Below are 15,738 nucleotides of genomic sequence, written 5' to 3'. Positions count from 1 at the left end.
GATCAGCGCCGAAAGCGGGGAACGGGCACGTGAAGCAACTGAGGCCTGCGGTCCTGGCGGGGATCTTCGTCGTCGCCGGGATCCTGTCCTGGGCCGGCGCCCGGCTGTGGAACGCGTACGGCACGCTCCCGGGCGTCCCCCTGGCCGCACCGATCGTCCTGGCCGTGATCGCGGTGGTCCTCCTCGCGACGGCCCTGTCCATGCGGTCCCGCCTCAAGGCCCAGCGGGAGCGCCGCCCGGGCGCCAAGGGCGTGGAACCGCTGATGGCAGCCCGCGCGGTGGTCTTCGGCCAGGCCAGCGCCCTGGTGGCGGCCCTGGTCGCCGGCGCCTACGGCGGCGTGGGCGTCTTCCTGCTGATGGACTCCCTCGACGTCCCCGCCCGCCGCGACCAGACCTGGTACGCCGGCTTCTCGGTCCTGGCGGGCGCGGCCGTCATCGCCGCCGCCCTCTTCCTGGAACACGTCCTGAAGCTCCCGGAGGACGACGACCCGGACAAGGCCCACGTGACCGCCTGAGGGCGGTGGCGAGCCGCGGCCGGCGACCGGCGGCCCGGCCCCGCCGCGATCAGCGAGCCATGATCAGGGACATGGCCTCGTTGCGAGTCGCGGGGTCGCGGAGCTGGCCGCGGACCGCGGAGGTGATGGTCTTCGCGCCGGGCTTGCGGACACCGCGCATGGTCATGCACATGTGCTCGCACTCGATGACGACGATGCAGCCGCGCGGGTCGAGGATCTCCATCAGGGAGTCCGCGATCTGGGTGGTCAGCCGCTCCTGCACCTGCGGGCGGCGGGCGTAGACATCCACCAGGCGGGCGAGCTTCGACAGACCGGTGATCTTGCCGTCGGTGGACGGGATGTACCCCACATGGGCTACACCATGAAATGGCACCAAATGATGTTCACATGAACTCATGAGCTCGATGTCCTTCACCAGGACCATCTCGTCGTGGCCGAGGTCGAACGTCGTCGTCAGGACCTCTTCGGGCTTCTGGTACAGGCCGGCGAATATCTCCTTGTACGCCCGCGCCACGCGCGCCGGGGTCTCCAGCAGGCCCTCGCGGTCCGGGTCCTCGCCGACCGCGATCAGGAGTTCACGGATCGCCGCCTCTGCGCGCTTCTCGTCGAACTCGCCGATCGTGCCCTCGTCACCGGTCAGGGTCACTGGGTCGGTCATTTCATCCTCGTTCCTGTGTGCACCGCTCACGGGCACAAAAAAGTGCCGCGCCCCCCAAGGCTAGAACCTGGGGGGCGCGGCTTCCATTCCGGGTGGATCGGGTGCGGCGGACTACTCCGCGCGGTCCTCCGGGGCGGCCTCCGGGGCCTTCTCCACCGAGACGGCGGCCTGGGCCGCGGCCGAGGTTCCGTTGGCGGAGTTCGTCAGCTGGAGCTCCTTGGGTGAGAGCACCGGCGGACGGGTGGAGGGGGTGCGGCGGGCGGAGCCGGTCCACGCGGGGCGGGCCGGGCGCTTGACGATGGTCGAGAAGATCTCGGCGATCTCCTCCTTGCCCAGCGTCTCCTTCTCGAGGAGGGCCAGGACCAGGTTGTCGAGCACGTCGCGGTTCTCGACCAGGATCTCCCAGGCCTCGTTGTGCGCGGTCTCGATGAGCTTCTTGACCTCTTCGTCGACCAGCGCCGCGACCTCTTCCGAGTAGTCCCGCGGGTGCGACATCTCGCGGCCCAGGAACGGCTCGGTGTTGTCTCCGCCGAACTTGATCGCGCCGAGCCGCTCGGTCATGCCGTACTGCGTGACCATGGCCCGCGCCGTGGCCGTGGCCTTCTCGATGTCGTTCGCCGCGCCCGTGGTCGGGTCGTGGAAGACCAGCTCCTCGGCCGCACGCCCGCCCAGCATGTAGGCCAGCTGGTCGAGCATCTCGTTGCGCGTGGTCGAGTACTTGTCCTCGTCGGGCAGGACCATGGTGTAGCCGAGCGCCCGGCCGCGGGACAGGATCGTGATCTTGTGGACCGGGTCGGAGTTCGGGGAGGCCGCCGCGACCAGGGCGTGGCCGCCCTCGTGGTACGCGGTGATCTTCTTTTCCCGGTCCGACATGATCCGGGTCCGCTTCTGCGGGCCCGCCACGACGCGGTCGATCGCCTCGTCCAGCATGTGGTTGTCGATCAGCTTCTTGTCCGAGCGGGCGGTCAGCAGGGCCGCCTCGTTCAGGACGTTGGAGAGATCGGCACCGGTGAAGCCGGGGGTGCGGCGGGCGACGGCCGAGAGGTCGACGTCCGGAGCGACCGGCTTGCCCTTCTGGTGGACCTTGAGGATCTCCAGACGGCCCTGCATGTCCGGACGGTCGACGGCGATCTGCCGGTCGAAGCGGCCGGGGCGCAGGAGCGCCGGGTCGAGGATGTCGGGACGGTTCGTGGCGGCGATCAGGATGACGCCGCCCTTCACGTCGAAGCCGTCCATCTCGACGAGCAGCTGGTTGAGGGTCTGCTCGCGCTCGTCGTGGCCGCCGCCGAGGCCCGCGCCGCGGTGCCGGCCGACGGCGTCGATCTCGTCGACGAAGACGATCGCCGGGGCGTTGGCCTTGGCCTGCTCGAACAGGTCGCGGACACGTGAGGCACCGACGCCGACGAACATCTCGACGAAGTCGGAACCGGAGATCGAGTAGAAGGGGACACCGGCCTCGCCCGCGACGGCACGCGCGAGCAGGGTCTTACCGGTGCCGGGCGGGCCGTAGAGCAGCACACCCTTGGGGATCTTGGCGCCGACGGCCTGGAACTTCGCCGGCTCCTGCAGGAACTCCTTGATCTCGTGGAGTTCCTCGACGGCCTCGTCCGAGCCCGCGACGTCGGCGAACGTGGTCTTCGGGGTGTCCTTGGTGATGAGCTTGGCCTTGGACTTCCCGAAGTTCATGACTCGGGAGCCGCCGCCCTGCATCTGGTTCATCAGGAACAGGAAGACAACGACGATGAGGACGAAGGGCAGGAGCGAAAGCAGCACGCTCAGGAACGGGCTGGTCTTGTCCGGGGTGACGGAGTATCCGTCCGGGATCTGACCGGCTTCGTACTTGGTCTGGAGGTTCTGGGCGAGCTGGACGCCCTGATCCCCGATGTAGTTGGCCTGGAACTTGGTGCCGTCGTGCTTGCCGAGCTTCTGGCCTTGGCGCAGCTCGATCTTGATCATCTGGCTGTCGCCGGTGGTCAGCTTGGCTGTCTCCACCTGGCCAGTGTTGATCGCCTTGATGACCTCGCTGGTGTCCACCGACTTGTAGCCGCCGCCTGAGCCGACGACATTCATCAACACGACCACGGCGAGGACGGCCAGCACGATCCACATGACCGGCCCACGGAAGTATCGCTTCACGTCCATCCATACGGGGCGCCAGGCACCCCGTCCCTCCTGCCCGTAGGTAAATGCTGCTGTGTGAGTAAAGACTGTTCTTCGGAATGTACCCCTGAATTGTCACCCGCGGCCCTGTGGGACGGCTGACAGACCCGCCTTCCCCTGCTCCAACGGCGGGAATCGTCCCCAGGTTCCCCGAGGCGTGACGGGGTTCCCGGGGACGGGAGCGGGATCAGCCGCCGTAGACGTGCGGGGCGAGCGTGCCGACGAACGGCAGGTTGCGGTACTTCTCCGCGTAGTCGAGGCCGTAGCCCACGACGAACTCGTTGGGGATGTCGAAGCCGACCCACTTCACGTCGATCGCGACCTTCGCCGCGTCGGGCTTGCGCAGCAGCGTGACGACCTCGAGGGAGGCCGGCTGGCGCGAGCCCAGGTTCGACAGCAGCCAGGACAGCGTGAGACCGGAGTCGATGATGTCCTCGACGATCAGGACGTGCTTGTCCTTGATGTCGGTGTCCAGGTCCTTGAGGATCCGCACCACGCCGGAGGACTGGGTCCCGGCGCCGTACGAGGACACCGCCATCCAGTCCATGGTGAGCGGGGTGGACAAGGCGCGCGCCAGGTCCGCCATCACCATCACGGCGCCCTTGAGCACACCGACGATGAGCAGGTCCTTGCCCGCGTACTCCGCGTCGATCTTCGCGGCCAGCTCGGCCAGCTTCGCGTCGATCTCTTCCTTGGTGATGAGCACCGACTGGAGGTCGTTGCCCATGTCCTTCTCGTCCACCCGCATCACTTTCGTTGTCGGCCGGGGCTCCGGGGGTGTCCCCGGAGGACTCAGCCGTGTTTCAGCACCAATCAGCCCTGCCGGATGACAAGTCTGCCACCCTGCCGCTGGGCCTCGACCCGTCCGGGCAGGTTGATGGCGCCCTGACCGCGCCATCCGGTGATGAGCCGGTCGACTTCCTCGATGTGGCGGGCGAAGAGGGAGCCTGCGGGGGAACCGGCGGCGACCACGGCGCGGCGCAGTACCCGGCGGCGGACGGCGGGGGGCAGGGCGTAGAGCTTGGCGCACTCCAGGCGGCCGTCCTCGTCCCGTACGCCGGTCTCCGCTTCGGCGGCCCAGGCGTCCAGGGCGTCGGCGTCGTCGCGGGAGAGCTGGGCGGTGCGGGCGAGTGCCTCCACGACCCCCTTGCCCAGCGCCTTCTCCAGGGCGGGCAGTCCCTCGTGGCGCAGCCGGGAGCGGGTGTAGGCGGGGTCGATGTTGTGCGGGTCGTCCCAGACGGGGAGGGACTGGACCATGCAGGCCTTGCGGGCGGTCTGCCGGTCGATCTGCAGGAAGGGGCGGCGGTAGCGGTGGCTGCGGCCGGGGCCGCCGGGGCCGCCCGACACTTCCGGCATGCCGGACAGCGACCGGATGCCGGAGCCGCGCGCGAGGCCGAGCAGGACGGTTTCCGCTTGATCGTCCCGGGTGTGGCCGAGCAGCACGGCGGCGGCGCCCAGCCGGTCGGCGGCCTCGTCCAGGGCCCCGTAGCGCGCGTCACGGGCGGCGGCCTCGGGTCCGCCGTCGCGGCCGACGCGCACGGCGACGGACTCCACCGGGTCGAGGCGGAGGGCGGTCATGCGGGTGACGACCTCGGCGGCGCGCAGGTCGGAGCCGGGCTGGAGCCCGTGGTCGACGGTGATGCCGCCGGCCCGGATGCCGAGCTTGGGGGCCTCGAAGGCGAGGGCCGAGGCGAGGGCCATGGAGTCGGCGCCGCCGGAGCAGGCGACGAGGACGAGCGGCGGGGTGCCGGCGCCGGCGGGCGTGCCGGCGGGCAGGTTGGTGAGATCGGTGAGGACGTCGTGAAGTACGCGGCGGACCGCCAGGCGTATCGCCGCGACCGCAGGATGGGGACCCATGTCCGGTGCCCTTCGATGGTGTTCGGATGCCTCGGAGGCTTGGGGGTGCTGCCCGGTTGCCCACAAGACGGAGGGATGTCACTCAGAGTGCGTCGATGGTGACAGAACCGAGCCGTTCCCCGAGCATCGCACGCCCTTCCACGGCCCACGGTCCCTCGGACGGGTGATGCTGCTTCCCCCAAGGAGACATGTTTAGGCCTGTGGGGCCCTCCTCATTCGCTCGCTTCACTCCCCTTGCTGTGGACCCGCGCCACCCAGTCCGCGGGCTTGGCGATCTCCGCCTTGGTCGGCAGGGTGTTCGGAGAGGTCCACACCCGGTTGAAGCCGTCCATCCCCACCTGGTCGACGACGGCGCGCACGAACCGCTCCCCGTCCCGGTACTGCCGCAGCTTCGCGTCCAGGCCCAGCAGCTTGCGCAGCGCGGCGTCGAGCCGCCCCGCCCCGCTGGCCCGGCGCTGCTGGAACTTCTCCCGGATCTCGGCGACCGAGGGCACCACCTCGGGCCCGACGCCGTCCATGACGAAGTCGGCGTGTCCCTCGAGCAGTGACATGACGGCCGTGAGCCGGGCCAGCACCTCGCGCTGCTCGGGGGTCTGCACGATCTCGACGAGGGAGCGGGGCTCGTCGCCCCGCTCGGCCTCGGGGCGGGCGCCCACGAAGGACTGGGCGGCCTCGCGCAGGCGCTCCAGGACGGTCATCGGGTCCACTTCGGTGGCGCCGAGGAACGTCTGGATTTCGCCCTCCAGGTGGTCGCGGAGCCACGGGACGGCCGTGAACTGGGTACGGTGCGTCTCCTCGTGCAGGCAGACCCACAGCCGGAAGTCGTGCGGGTTCACCTCCAGCTCGCGTTCGACGTGCACGATGTTGGGCGCGACCAGCAGCAGCCGGCCGCCGCCGGAGCCGGAGCCCGGCAGGTCGCGGGAGACCGGCGCGAAGGTCTCGTACTGGCCGAGGACCCGGGAGGCCAGGAAGCTCAGCAGCATGCCCAGCTCGACGCCGGTGACCTTGCCGCCGACCGCGCCGAGGACGGCCCCGCCGGGAGTGCCCGCGCGGCGGTCCTGCAGCTTGCCGAGGAGCGGCTGGAGCAGCTCGCGGAAGCCTGCCACGTTGGCCTTGACCCAGCCGGGCCGGTCGACGACCAGGACGGGGGTGTCGTTGACGGGCGCGTCTTCCGGCACCATCCGGGTGTACGCGCGCACGTGCCGTTCCGAGGTCCTGGCGTGCCCGCGCAGCTCCGCGACGACGGCCCGGGCCTCGCCCCGGCTGACCTCCGGGCCGGGCCGCACCAGCCGGGTCGCGGTCGCCACCGCGAGGTTCCAGTCGACCATCTCCGCACCACTGATGCTCGTCATGCGTCAACCGTACGTGGACCAGCGCTTTCGCGGACCCCCTACGCAGCGCCCGCGACGGCGGCGGCCAGCTTGTCGAGGCCCTTCTCGGCGGCCGCTCCGTCGGTGCTGTTCGCGGTCAGGAAGGCAAAGGCGAGCAGCCGCCCGGACGGGTCCACCACCGTCCCCGCCAGCGAATTGACCCCGGTCAGGGTGCCCGTCTTGGCCCGGATCAGGCCGGCGGCCGGGGAGCTGCCGGCGTTGCGGGTGCGCAGCGTCCCGCTGAATCCGGCGACGGGCAGCCCGGTCAGCACCGGCCGGAGCTCGGGGTGCGCGGGGTCGGCCGCCTTGGTGAGGAGCCCGGTGAGCAGGCCCGCGCTGACCTTGTCGGCCCGGTTGAGGCCGCTGCCGTCGGCGAACCGCGAACCGGCCACGTCGACCCCGAGAGCGGCGAGCCGCGCGGCCACCGCCTTCTCGGCGCCTTCGAAGCCGGCGGGCTGCCCGGAGGCGAGGGCGGTCTGCCGGGCCAGGGCCTCGGCGATGTCGTTGTCGCTGTTGGTCAGCATCCGCTCGACGAGCCCGGCCAGCGGGGTGGAGAGCGTACTGGCCAGCGTCTGCGCTCCTGCGGCGGCCTTCGCCCGTACGGGTTCGCCGGTGACCTTGACCCCGCGCTCGGCCAGCAGGTCCGCGAAGGCGCGGGCGGCGGCCTTGGACGGGTCCTCGGTCCGTTCGACGGGCCCGGAGGTGGAGTCGTCGGGGCGTCCCTCGTCGGCCGTGAGGGCGGTCACGAGGGCGATGTTGGGGTTGGCGCCGATGGGATGGCGGGCGGGGCCGGTGTAGAGGCTGTCGTCGTACGCCAGCGTCACGCTCGCGGTGCCGGCGGCCTTGAGCGCCTGGGCGGTGTCGGCGGCGAGTGCGACGAGACTGCCGCCGGACCCGGCCGGACTCTTCTTCTTGGCGGTCAGGGAAGGATCACCGCCCCCCACGAGGACGACCTGCCCGGGCCCGGCGCCGGCCACGACGGTGGTCTTGATCCGGTGCTCGGGCCCCAGCGCGGCCAGGGCCGCGGCAGCGGTGGCGATCTTGACGGTCGACGCGGGGGTCATCGCGTCCCCCGCCCCGGACTCGTACAGCACCTGGCCGGTGGCGGTGTCCACGACGCAGGCGGTCCGCACGGTGCCGAGGGCGGGATCGGCGAGCAGGGGCTTCAGCGCGGCGGCGAGCCCGTCGGAGGCGGCCGCGGCCTGCCCGCGCGGAACACCCGGGCCGATGGCACCGAGCACCCCGGGAGCGCTGGGCGCGGCCTGCGGCACCGCCCCTCCGCCGTGATCTGCGCCACCCGTACGGCCCCAGGAGGCGACCCTGTCCCGCTCGGCCTTACGCTGGCCGGAGTCCCATGGACCGGCGGCGGCCACCACTGCCACCGACAGGGCCAGGCCGGAGACGGCCGACCCCGCGATGAGCTGCCACGTCTTGACCAATGGCACCTCGGACCAGCCCCTTTCGCGATCACACATATGCGTGAGGGACACTTAATCACTGCGTCTTGCCGCGAGCATGGCACCCCACCCGGCAGGGCTGGGCCGGACGCGCTATCACTCGAAGCATATGGAGGAGCAGGACGTGGAGTTCGACGTCACCATCGAGATCCCCAAGGGTTCGCGGAACAAGTACGAGGTGGACCACGAGACCGGCCGGATCCGTCTGGACCGTCGCCTCTTCACCTCGACCAGCTACCCGGCCGACTACGGCTTCGTCGAGAACACCCTCGGCGAGGACGGCGACCCGCTGGACGCGCTGGTCATCCTTGACGAGCCGACCTTCCCGGGCTGCCTCATCAAGTGCCGCGCCATCGGCATGTTCCGCATGACGGACGAGGCGGGCGGCGACGACAAGCTGCTGTGCGTGCCGGCCTCCGACCCGCGTGTCGAGCACCTGCGCGACATCCACCACGTCTCCGAGTTCGACCGCCTGGAGATCCAGCACTTCTTCGAGGTCTACAAGGACCTGGAGCCGGGCAAGTCCGTCGAGGGCGCGAACTGGGTCGGCCGCGCCGAGGCCGAGGCCGAGATCGAGGCCTCGTACAAGCGTCTCGAGGCCCAGGGCGGCCACCACTGACGCTGCGCTTGCAGCAACGGCCCGGGGCTCAGCCCCCGCGCCCCAGGTGACTACGCGGGCGGCACCCCCTCGGGGGTGCCGCCCGCCCCCCGTTTCCCGCCCCCGGCGCCGCCCTCCTGGGGCTCCGCCCCAGACCCCGCGCCTCAAACGCCGGCGAGGCTCGTATTCGCCCCCCATCACGTGCGGGTCCACCCTCCCGGGCGGCGGACGCCCAGCCCCAGACGGCGGCAGGCCGCCAAGCCGCGAGAAGCGCGTAGCGATCTGACGCGCTCACGGGTCCGGAGGGGCTTGTCGCCGCCGTTTGGTGCAGGCAGAGCCGCCCCCGGCCCGGAATCCGATGCCTGTGGGCCCGGGCGGAGGCTGTTGCCCGGGATCGGCGCCGTCCAGCCCTCCCAGGTGGCCTTGGCCGGATTGGGGGAGCGGGGTCGTCGGCTCCCTGGCGGGACCGCACATGGGCATGGACCCGTGGATCGTTCTTTTGGGGGCTTCCCGGCAGTCTTTCGGCTTTCCGGTTCGGGCCGGTCGGTCAAGGGTGGCCGAAGGCCATCGCGAAGCGACGCGACGACGAAGGAGGAGCGCCCTTGAGGGACCGGCCCGAACCGGAGAGACGATGGGACTGACGGGAAACCCCCAAACCCTCACCACTTCCGGTACGCAGGTCCCGCCCCCGAAGCCCCGCCCAGCGCCCCACCCCCACCCCACCCCACCCCACCCCGCGCCCCCACCCCACCCGTTCCGCATACTGATACCGGGCTGCCAGGACTGGAGGACGTGTGGCGGAGGCCGAAGGATCCGGGGCCGAGGACCGGAAGCCGAAGTCCGACGAGGCGCACAGCGCCTTCTCGGTGCCGCCGGGGGTGGAGCCGGAGGTTCCGGAGGATGACCAGCCGACCTCCGAGTTCGCGCGGCCGGCCGGTGCCGAGCCGCCCGCCGCCGAGCCAGAGGGTTCCGCTTTCGCCGCCCCGGCCACCTACAGCGCCCAGCACTCCCCGCCCGCCTACACCCCCGGCCAGGGTTTCCCCGTAGCGCGGATGAAGGAGTCCCCCTGGCAGGACCGGATGCGCACGATGCTGCGCATGCCGGTCGACGTGCGTCCGGTACCGGACCTGGTGCAGAGGCCGACCGAGACCGGGCCCGCCGTGGGCCGCGTGCTCGACCTGACCCTGCGCATCGGCGAGCTGCTGCTCGCGGGCGGCGAGGGCGCCGAGGACGTGGAGGCCGCGATGTTCGCGGTGGCCCGCTCGTACGGGCTGGACCGCTGCGAGCCCACCGTCACCTTCACGATGCTGTCGATCACGCACCAGCCGTCCCTCGTGGGCGACCCCGTCTCGGCGAACCGGACCGTGCGCCGCCGCGGCACCGACTACAACCGCCTGGCGGCCGTGTACCGGCTCGTGGACGACATCAGCGCCCACGAGATCGACGTGTCCCTGGAGGAGGCCTACCGCCGGCTGGCGGAGATCCGCCGCAACCGCCACCCCTACCCCGGCTGGGTGCTCACGACCGCCGCCGGGCTGCTCGCCGGGGCCGCCTCGACGCTGGTCGGCGGCGGGGTGCTCGTCTTCTTCGCCGCCGCCCTCGGGGCGGTGCTCGGCGACCGGCTGGCGTGGCTGTGCGCCGGGCGCGGGCTGCCGGAGTTCTACCAGTTCGTGGTCGCCGCGATGCCGCCGGCCGCCTTCGGGGTGGCGCTCAAGCTGGCGGAGATCGAGAACATCAAGGCCTCGGCCGTGATCACCGGCGGGCTGTTCGCGCTGCTGCCAGGGCGGGCCCTGGTCGCGGCCGTCCAGGACGGCCTGACCGGCTTCTACATCACCGCCTCCGCCCGCCTCCTGGAAGTCATGTACCTGTTCATCGGCATCATCATGGGCGTGCTGGTCGTGCTCTACCTCGGGCTTCAGCTCGGCGCCTCGCCCAAGCCGGAGGAGGTCCTCCAGATCACCCAGCGGCCGCCGATCCAGATCGCGGCCTCGATGGTGCTGGTCTTCACGTTCGCGATCCTCCTCCAGCAGGAACGGTCCACCGTGTGGATCGTGACGCTGAACGGCGGGGTCGCCTGGGTGACCTTCGGGGCGCTGCACTACGCGGGCGGCATCCCGCCGGTGCCCTCCACGGCCGTCGCCGCCGGGCTGGTGGGCCTCTTCGGGCAGCTCTTCTCCCGCTACCGCTTCGCGTCCGCCCTGCCGTACACGACCGCGGCCATCGGCCCGCTGCTGCCCGGCTCGGCGACGTACTACGGACTGCTGCTGATCGCCGAGAACCGGCTGAACGAGGGGCTCGCGTCGCTGGTGAACGCGGCGGCCATCGCCTTGGCGATCGCGATCGGGGTCAACCTCGGGTCGGAGACCTCGCGGCTGTTCATGCGGATTCCGGGGGCGGCGAGCGCGGCCAAGCGACGCGCCGCCAAGCGGACGCGCGGCTTCTAGGGCGGGCCCGCTCCAGGGCGGGCCGTACGAACGCCTACGCCCCCGCAGGCTCAGCTTGCGAGGGCGTAGGCGTTCGTACGAGGTCGTACGGGATCCGGCAGCGCGATTTACCGCCTCGCGTGCCGCCCGCGCTGGCCCGGAGCCTGGGGGCCGTCCGCCTCGAAGGGGGCCTCGGCGGCCAGGGCCTTCTTCTCCTTGCGGGCCTTCAGTACCTCGAAGATCACCGGGATGAGCGAGATGAGGACGATCAGGACGAGGATCGCCTCGATGTTGGTCTTGATGAACTCGATCTGGCCGAGCCAGTAGCCCGCGATCGTGATGCCCGCGCCCCAGCCGATGCCGCCGATGACGTTGTACGTGAGGAAGGTGCGGTACTTCATGGAGCCGGCGCCGGCGACCATCGGCGCGAAGGTGCGGATGATCGGTACGAAACGGGCGAGCACGATGGCCTTCGGGCCGTGCTTCTCCATGAACTCGTGCGCCTTGTCCAGGTTCTCCCGCTTGAAGACCTTGGACTTGGGCCGGTTGAACAGCTTGGGCCCGAAGACCTTGCCGATCATGTAGCCGACCTGGTCACCGATGATCGCGGCGGCCACGATCAGGGTGCAGACGAGCCACAGCGGCTGCTTGATGTACTCGCCGTTCGCGACCAGCAGGCCCGCCGTGAACAGCAGGGAGTCACCCGGCAGGAACGCGAAGAGTCCCGATTCCGCGAAGACGACGACCAGGATGCCGACCAGTCCGAAATGCGAAATCAGATAGTCCGGGGACAGCCACTCTGGGCCGAGCGCAAGCGTGTACACGGTTTCCGGACTCCTGGATGAGGGGGCGACTGCAGGGGCGGGCGGTCTCAATTATCAACGCACACGACCCCCGCCCGGTTCCAGAGGCCGGAGGGGGGTCGTGGCAGGGGTCTCACACGGGGCGGTTCGGCTACGCCTTGCGCACCGCGTTGGCCAGGATCGCGTCCCGCAGGTGCTCGGCGAGGCCGGGCTTCATGGAGTCGTAGAACTCCTTGAACCGCTCGTCCGACACGTACATCTCACCGAGGCCCGTGTGGATCTCGTACGTGCAGTCGTAGTACCACTCGACGATGTGCCGGCGGTGCTCCTCGGCCAGGTCCATGGCCGCCTCGCCGTCCGCGGGCTCACCGGCGTCCATCAGCGCCGCGTACCGGGCGCCCCAGTCGGCGACCTGGTCCTGGACCCGCTTCCAGTCGTCCTTGGTGTAGGTGGCGACCCGGCGCTGCGACTCGGCGTAGGCCTCGGTGTGGCCCCAGCGCCGCTCGGCCTCCTCCGCGTACTGCTCGGGGTCCTTGTCCCCGAAGACCTCGAACCGCTCCTCGGGCGTGAGGTTGATGCCCATCTTCTTCGCCTCCATGGCGTGCTCAACGGCCTTGGCCATCTGCTGGAGCCGGGCGATCCGGTCGGTCAGCAGGGCATGCTGCCGGCGCAGATGCTCTCGCGGATCCGTCTCCGGGTCGTCCAGCAGGACCGCGACCTCGTCGAGCGGGAAGCCGAGCTCCCGGTAGAACAGGATCCGCTGCAGCCGGTCCAGGTCGGCGTCGTCGTACCGCCGGTGTCCTGCGTGGCTGCGGCCGCTCGGGGAGAGCAGGCCGATCTCGTCGTAGTGGTGCAGCGTGCGCACCGTGACTCCGGCGAAACCGGCGACCTGGCCCACGGAGTAGCTCATTGCCTTCCGCTCCTCTGGTTGGGTACGCCCTTCACTGTGGGTCCTCACGCCACGTGAGGTGCAAGTGCGGGTCGGCGTCCCTCCGCTATCCCATGGCCTTGGTCCCGTCGAGGGACTCGCGGAAGATGTCCGAGTGGCCCGCGTGCCGGGCGAACTCCTCCACCAGGTGCAGGAGCATCCAGCGCATCGAGACCCTGTGGTCCTGGGGGAACCAGGGCCGCGGCGGCAGCGGGAAGGTGTCGTCCAGGCTCGGGACGGAGGCGATGAAGGCCTCCATCTCCTGCGTGACCTTCTCCCAGAAGGCCAGGATCGACGGGATCGACTCGCCCTCGACGAGGACGAAGGAATCGCCCCAGGTCTCCGGGGTGCGCTGGATCTCGTTCGGCAGCTGCTGAGCCATCCGCAGCCAGCCGAGCTCGACCTCGGCCGCGTGCTTGAGCACCCCGGACAGGGACAATGCGCTGACGGTGGGGCGGCTCGCGGCCTGCTCCTCGCTCATCCCCAGCAGCGTTTCGCGGATCGCCGCGCGCTGGGACTCGACGAACGCGAGGAGCGTGCCGCGCTCGTCGCCCGGGACCTCGGTGGAAATCTGAGCCATGACCAACCGCCTTGTGCGTGTGGGGTTCTTCTGCCTTACAACCCCCACGCTACGGAGCAATGAGGTCAGATTCCGTCCTCATTGCCCCTCTCACCGGGACGGGATTTCCGCGTCCGGCCGCAGCGCGGGCAGCGCGGTGGCCGGCTGCGGCAGCAGGGCCTTGGAGAGGTCCTGCTTGCCCGTCGGGTCGAGCCCGTACATCGCCTCGTAGATCTTGCGGACCGCCGGCCCGGACGCCCCGGAGCCGGTGCCGCCCTGGGAGATCGTCATGACGATGGCGTAGTCCTCGGTGTACGAGGCGAACCACGAGGTGGTCTGCTTGCCCTGGACCTCGGCGGTGCCCGTCTTGGCGTGCATCGGGATCTGCTTCTGCGGCCAGCCGCCGAAGCGCCAGGCGGCGCTGCCGGTGGTGGCGACGGAGGCGAGGGCCTCGTCTATGTCGTCGCGGGTCTTCTCGTCCATGGGCAGCTTGCCCCGCACCTTCGGCGCGATCTCCCGGACGGAGGTGCCGTCGGCGCTCACGACCGCCTTGCCGATGCTGGGCTGGTGCAGTGTGCCGCCGTTGGCGATGGCCGCGTAGACGGAGGCCATCTGGATCGGCGTGACGAGCGTGTCGCCCTGACCGATCGAGTAGTTGATGGCGTCACCCTCGCGCAGCTGGTTGCCCTGGCGGCAGTTCTCGTAGGCGATCTTCTCGGCGAAGGTGCCGTTCTTCTTGCCGTCCCGGCACCAGGCGGCCTTGTTCGCCTCGAAGAAGTCCTGCTTCCACTTGCGGTCGGGGACCCGGCCGCTCACCTCGTTGGGCAGGTCGATGCCGGTGGGCTTGCCGAGCCCGAACTCGTGGGCGGTCTTGAAGAACCAGTCGTTCGGGGTCTTCTTGGGGTTGATCCCGCCGTCCTTCTTCCACTCCTGGTCGGCGATGGAGTAGTAGACGGTGTCGCAGGAGACCTCCAGGGCGCGGCCGATGGTGATGTCGCCGTAGCCCTGGGACTCGAAGTTGGTGAAGGTCTGGCTGCCGACCGAGTAGGAGCTGGGGCAGGGGTAGCGGCCGTTGAAGGGGTATCCGGCGTTCACCGCGGCCGTGGACGAGACGACCTTGAAGACGGAGCCCGGTGCCGCCTGGGCCTGGATGGCCCGGTTCAGCAGCGGGTAGTTCGACTCCTTGTCGGTCAGCCCGGCGTAGTCCTTGGCCGAGATGCCGCCGACCCAGGCGTTGGGGTCGTAGGTCGGGTTGGAGGCCATCGCCACGACGCGGCCGGTCTTGGCCTCCATGACCACCACGGCGCCCGAGTCCGCCTCGTAGTTCCGGCGGGTGTTCTTGTCGTACGTCTTGCGGGCCTCGATCATCGCGTTGTTCAGCTCGCGCTCGGCGACGGCCTGCACGCGCGAGTCGATGGAGGTGACGATGTTCGAGCCGGGCTGCGCCTTGTCGGTCTGGCCCTGGCCGGTGACGCGGCCGAGGTTGTCCACCTCGTAGCGGGTGATGCCGGCCTTGCCGCGCAGCTCCTTGTCGTACGTGCGCTCCAGGCCGGAGCGGCCGACCTGGTCGGAGCGCAGGTAGGGCGAGTCGGAGTTCTTCGCCTTGGCGATCTCCTCGTCGGTGACGGGCGAGAGGTAGCCGAGCACCTGGGAGGTGTTGGCCTCGTCCGGTGCGGCGTAGCGGCGCATGGCGGTGGGCTCGGCGGTGATGCCGGGGAAGTCCTCGGCGTGCTCGTGGATCTGGAGGGCCTGTTCGGTGGTGGCCTCGTCGCTGACCGGGATGGGCTGGTAGGGCGAGCCGTTCCAGCAGGGCTTGGGGGTCTTGGCGTCGCAGAGCCGGACCTTGTCGATGACCTCTTGGGGGTCCGTGCCGAGGACGCCGGCGAGGCGGGTGAGGACGGCCTTGCCCTTGTCCTTCATCTTGAGCAGCTCGGTGCGGTTGGCCGAGACCACGAGGTGGGTGGCGTTGTCGGCGAGGGGGACGCCGCGCGAGTCCAGGATGGAGCCGCGCACGGCGGGCTGGACCACGCGCTGGACGTGGTTGTTCTTGGCCTCGTCCGTGTACCCCTGGCCATTGCGTATCTGGAGGTACCAGAGCCGGCCGCCCAGGGTGAGCAGCAGCGAGAAGACCACGATCTGGATGACGACGAGCCGGTTCTGGACCCGAGGGGTCCGGCCGGTCTCCGGTATGTTGCTCAACTCGATCTCCCCCGGACGCATGCCGTACGCCCGGATGAGTCTAGGGGGTGGCTCACGGATCGGGCCGGGGGTCGCGGCCCGGCGGACCCTCGCGGTCCCCTAGGGCCTGTCGTCACACTCCCGTCGTCGCCCGGAGGGCGGCCACGCGGCGTCTGGTGCGTGCTCTCGGCGTGCCGGGGGGAAGCCCTCGTACTGGACGTACCCGGGATTC

13 protein-coding genes are annotated in these 15,738 nt (G+C 70.4%); 3 read left to right on the top strand and 10 right to left on the bottom strand.

Features of this window, described 5'->3' with window-relative positions; genetic code table 11:
• The first annotated feature begins 29 nt into the window (after positions 1–29).
• Positions 30–515, top strand: a complete 486-nt coding sequence (locus ACIP5M_RS04480) for a DUF3180 domain-containing protein (RefSeq protein WP_401191681.1) — start codon at positions 30–32, stop codon at positions 513–515.
• Positions 516–564: 49 nt separating this feature from the next.
• Here the strand turns inward: ACIP5M_RS04480 and folE are convergent, their stop codons facing one another.
• From folE to dacB, 6 genes are all read right to left on the bottom strand, one after another.
• Entirely contained in the window at positions 565–1,173 is a 609-nt protein-coding gene (gene folE / locus ACIP5M_RS04475; RefSeq protein ID WP_401191679.1) for a GTP cyclohydrolase I FolE, read from the bottom strand.
• Positions 1,174–1,284: 111 nt separating this feature from the next.
• A complete protein-coding gene (ftsH, locus tag ACIP5M_RS04470; protein WP_401191677.1) occupies positions 1,285–3,315 on the bottom strand; it encodes an ATP-dependent zinc metalloprotease FtsH in 2,031 nt (676 codons plus the stop codon).
• Positions 3,316–3,520: 205 nt separating this feature from the next.
• A complete protein-coding gene (gene hpt, locus ACIP5M_RS04465; protein ID WP_243339812.1) occupies positions 3,521–4,081 on the bottom strand; it encodes a hypoxanthine phosphoribosyltransferase in 561 nt (186 codons plus the stop codon).
• A gap of 65 nt (positions 4,082–4,146) precedes the next feature.
• A complete protein-coding gene (gene tilS, locus ACIP5M_RS04460) occupies positions 4,147–5,190 on the bottom strand; it encodes a tRNA lysidine(34) synthetase TilS (RefSeq protein WP_401191674.1) in 1,044 nt (347 codons plus the stop codon).
• 212 nt (positions 5,191–5,402) lie between these two features.
• Positions 5,403–6,542: a zinc-dependent metalloprotease gene (locus tag ACIP5M_RS04455; protein WP_401191671.1), complete on the bottom strand. Its 1,140-nt coding sequence runs from the start codon at positions 6,540–6,542 to the stop codon at positions 5,403–5,405.
• Positions 6,543–6,580: 38 nt separating this feature from the next.
• Positions 6,581–8,005, bottom strand: coding sequence for a D-alanyl-D-alanine carboxypeptidase/D-alanyl-D-alanine-endopeptidase (dacB, locus tag ACIP5M_RS04450; protein WP_401191668.1), 1,425 nt, complete (start codon positions 8,003–8,005; stop codon positions 6,581–6,583).
• A gap of 136 nt (positions 8,006–8,141) precedes the next feature.
• On the opposite strand from dacB, the gene ACIP5M_RS04445 reads away from it, so the two are divergent.
• Together ACIP5M_RS04445 and ACIP5M_RS04440 are read left to right on the top strand one after the other, a co-directional pair.
• Positions 8,142–8,636 (top strand): inorganic diphosphatase, encoded by a 495-nt coding sequence (locus ACIP5M_RS04445; RefSeq protein ID WP_030031597.1) that lies wholly within the window; start codon positions 8,142–8,144, stop codon positions 8,634–8,636.
• A 773-nt stretch (positions 8,637–9,409) separates the two neighbouring features.
• Positions 9,410–11,059, top strand: coding sequence for a threonine/serine exporter ThrE family protein (locus ACIP5M_RS04440; RefSeq protein ID WP_401191666.1), 1,650 nt, complete (start codon positions 9,410–9,412; stop codon positions 11,057–11,059).
• A gap of 107 nt (positions 11,060–11,166) precedes the next feature.
• Here ACIP5M_RS04440 and ACIP5M_RS04435 read toward each other — a convergent pair whose 3' ends face one another.
• From ACIP5M_RS04435 to mrdA, 4 genes are all read right to left on the bottom strand, one after another.
• A complete protein-coding gene (locus tag ACIP5M_RS04435; protein WP_401191664.1) occupies positions 11,167–11,862 on the bottom strand; it encodes a VTT domain-containing protein in 696 nt (231 codons plus the stop codon).
• Positions 11,863–11,992: 130 nt separating this feature from the next.
• Positions 11,993–12,751 (bottom strand): MerR family transcriptional regulator, encoded by a 759-nt coding sequence (locus ACIP5M_RS04430; RefSeq protein ID WP_401191662.1) that lies wholly within the window; start codon positions 12,749–12,751, stop codon positions 11,993–11,995.
• A gap of 85 nt (positions 12,752–12,836) precedes the next feature.
• Positions 12,837–13,349 carry a DinB family protein gene (locus ACIP5M_RS04425; protein ID WP_401191660.1) on the bottom strand — a complete coding sequence of 171 codons (513 nt, stop codon included), beginning with the start codon at positions 13,347–13,349 and terminating at the stop codon, positions 12,837–12,839.
• A gap of 90 nt (positions 13,350–13,439) precedes the next feature.
• Positions 13,440–15,527, bottom strand: a complete 2,088-nt coding sequence (gene mrdA, locus ACIP5M_RS04420) for a penicillin-binding protein 2 (protein ID WP_401191657.1) — start codon at positions 15,525–15,527, stop codon at positions 13,440–13,442.
• Positions 15,528–15,738: the final 211 nt, after the last annotated feature.

It is taken from the genome of Streptomyces sp. NPDC088762, from assembly GCF_044750905.1.
In the GTDB taxonomy this organism is placed as follows: Bacteria; Actinomycetota; Actinomycetes; order Streptomycetales; family Streptomycetaceae; genus Streptomyces.
The sequence above is the reverse complement of the archived record's forward strand: the minus strand, read 5'-3'. Positions and strand labels throughout refer to the sequence as shown.

Coding starts and splice junctions, on each gene's coding strand:
- folE (WP_401191679.1), bottom strand. CDS start 1,173: ATGACCGACCCAGTGACCCTGACCGGTGACGAGGGCACGATCGGCGAG.
- hpt (WP_243339812.1), bottom strand. CDS start 4,081: ATGCGGGTGGACGAGAAGGACATGGGCAACGACCTCCAGTCGGTGCTC.
- ACIP5M_RS04455 (WP_401191671.1), bottom strand. CDS start 6,542: ATGACGAGCATCAGTGGTGCGGAGATGGTCGACTGGAACCTCGCGGTG.
- ACIP5M_RS04430 (WP_401191662.1), bottom strand. CDS start 12,751: ATGAGCTACTCCGTGGGCCAGGTCGCCGGTTTCGCCGGAGTCACGGTG.
- tilS (WP_401191674.1), bottom strand. CDS start 5,190: ATGGGTCCCCATCCTGCGGTCGCGGCGATACGCCTGGCGGTCCGCCGC.
- ftsH (WP_401191677.1), bottom strand. CDS start 3,315: ATGGACGTGAAGCGATACTTCCGTGGGCCGGTCATGTGGATCGTGCTG.
- ACIP5M_RS04425 (WP_401191660.1), bottom strand. CDS start 13,349: ATGGCTCAGATTTCCACCGAGGTCCCGGGCGACGAGCGCGGCACGCTC.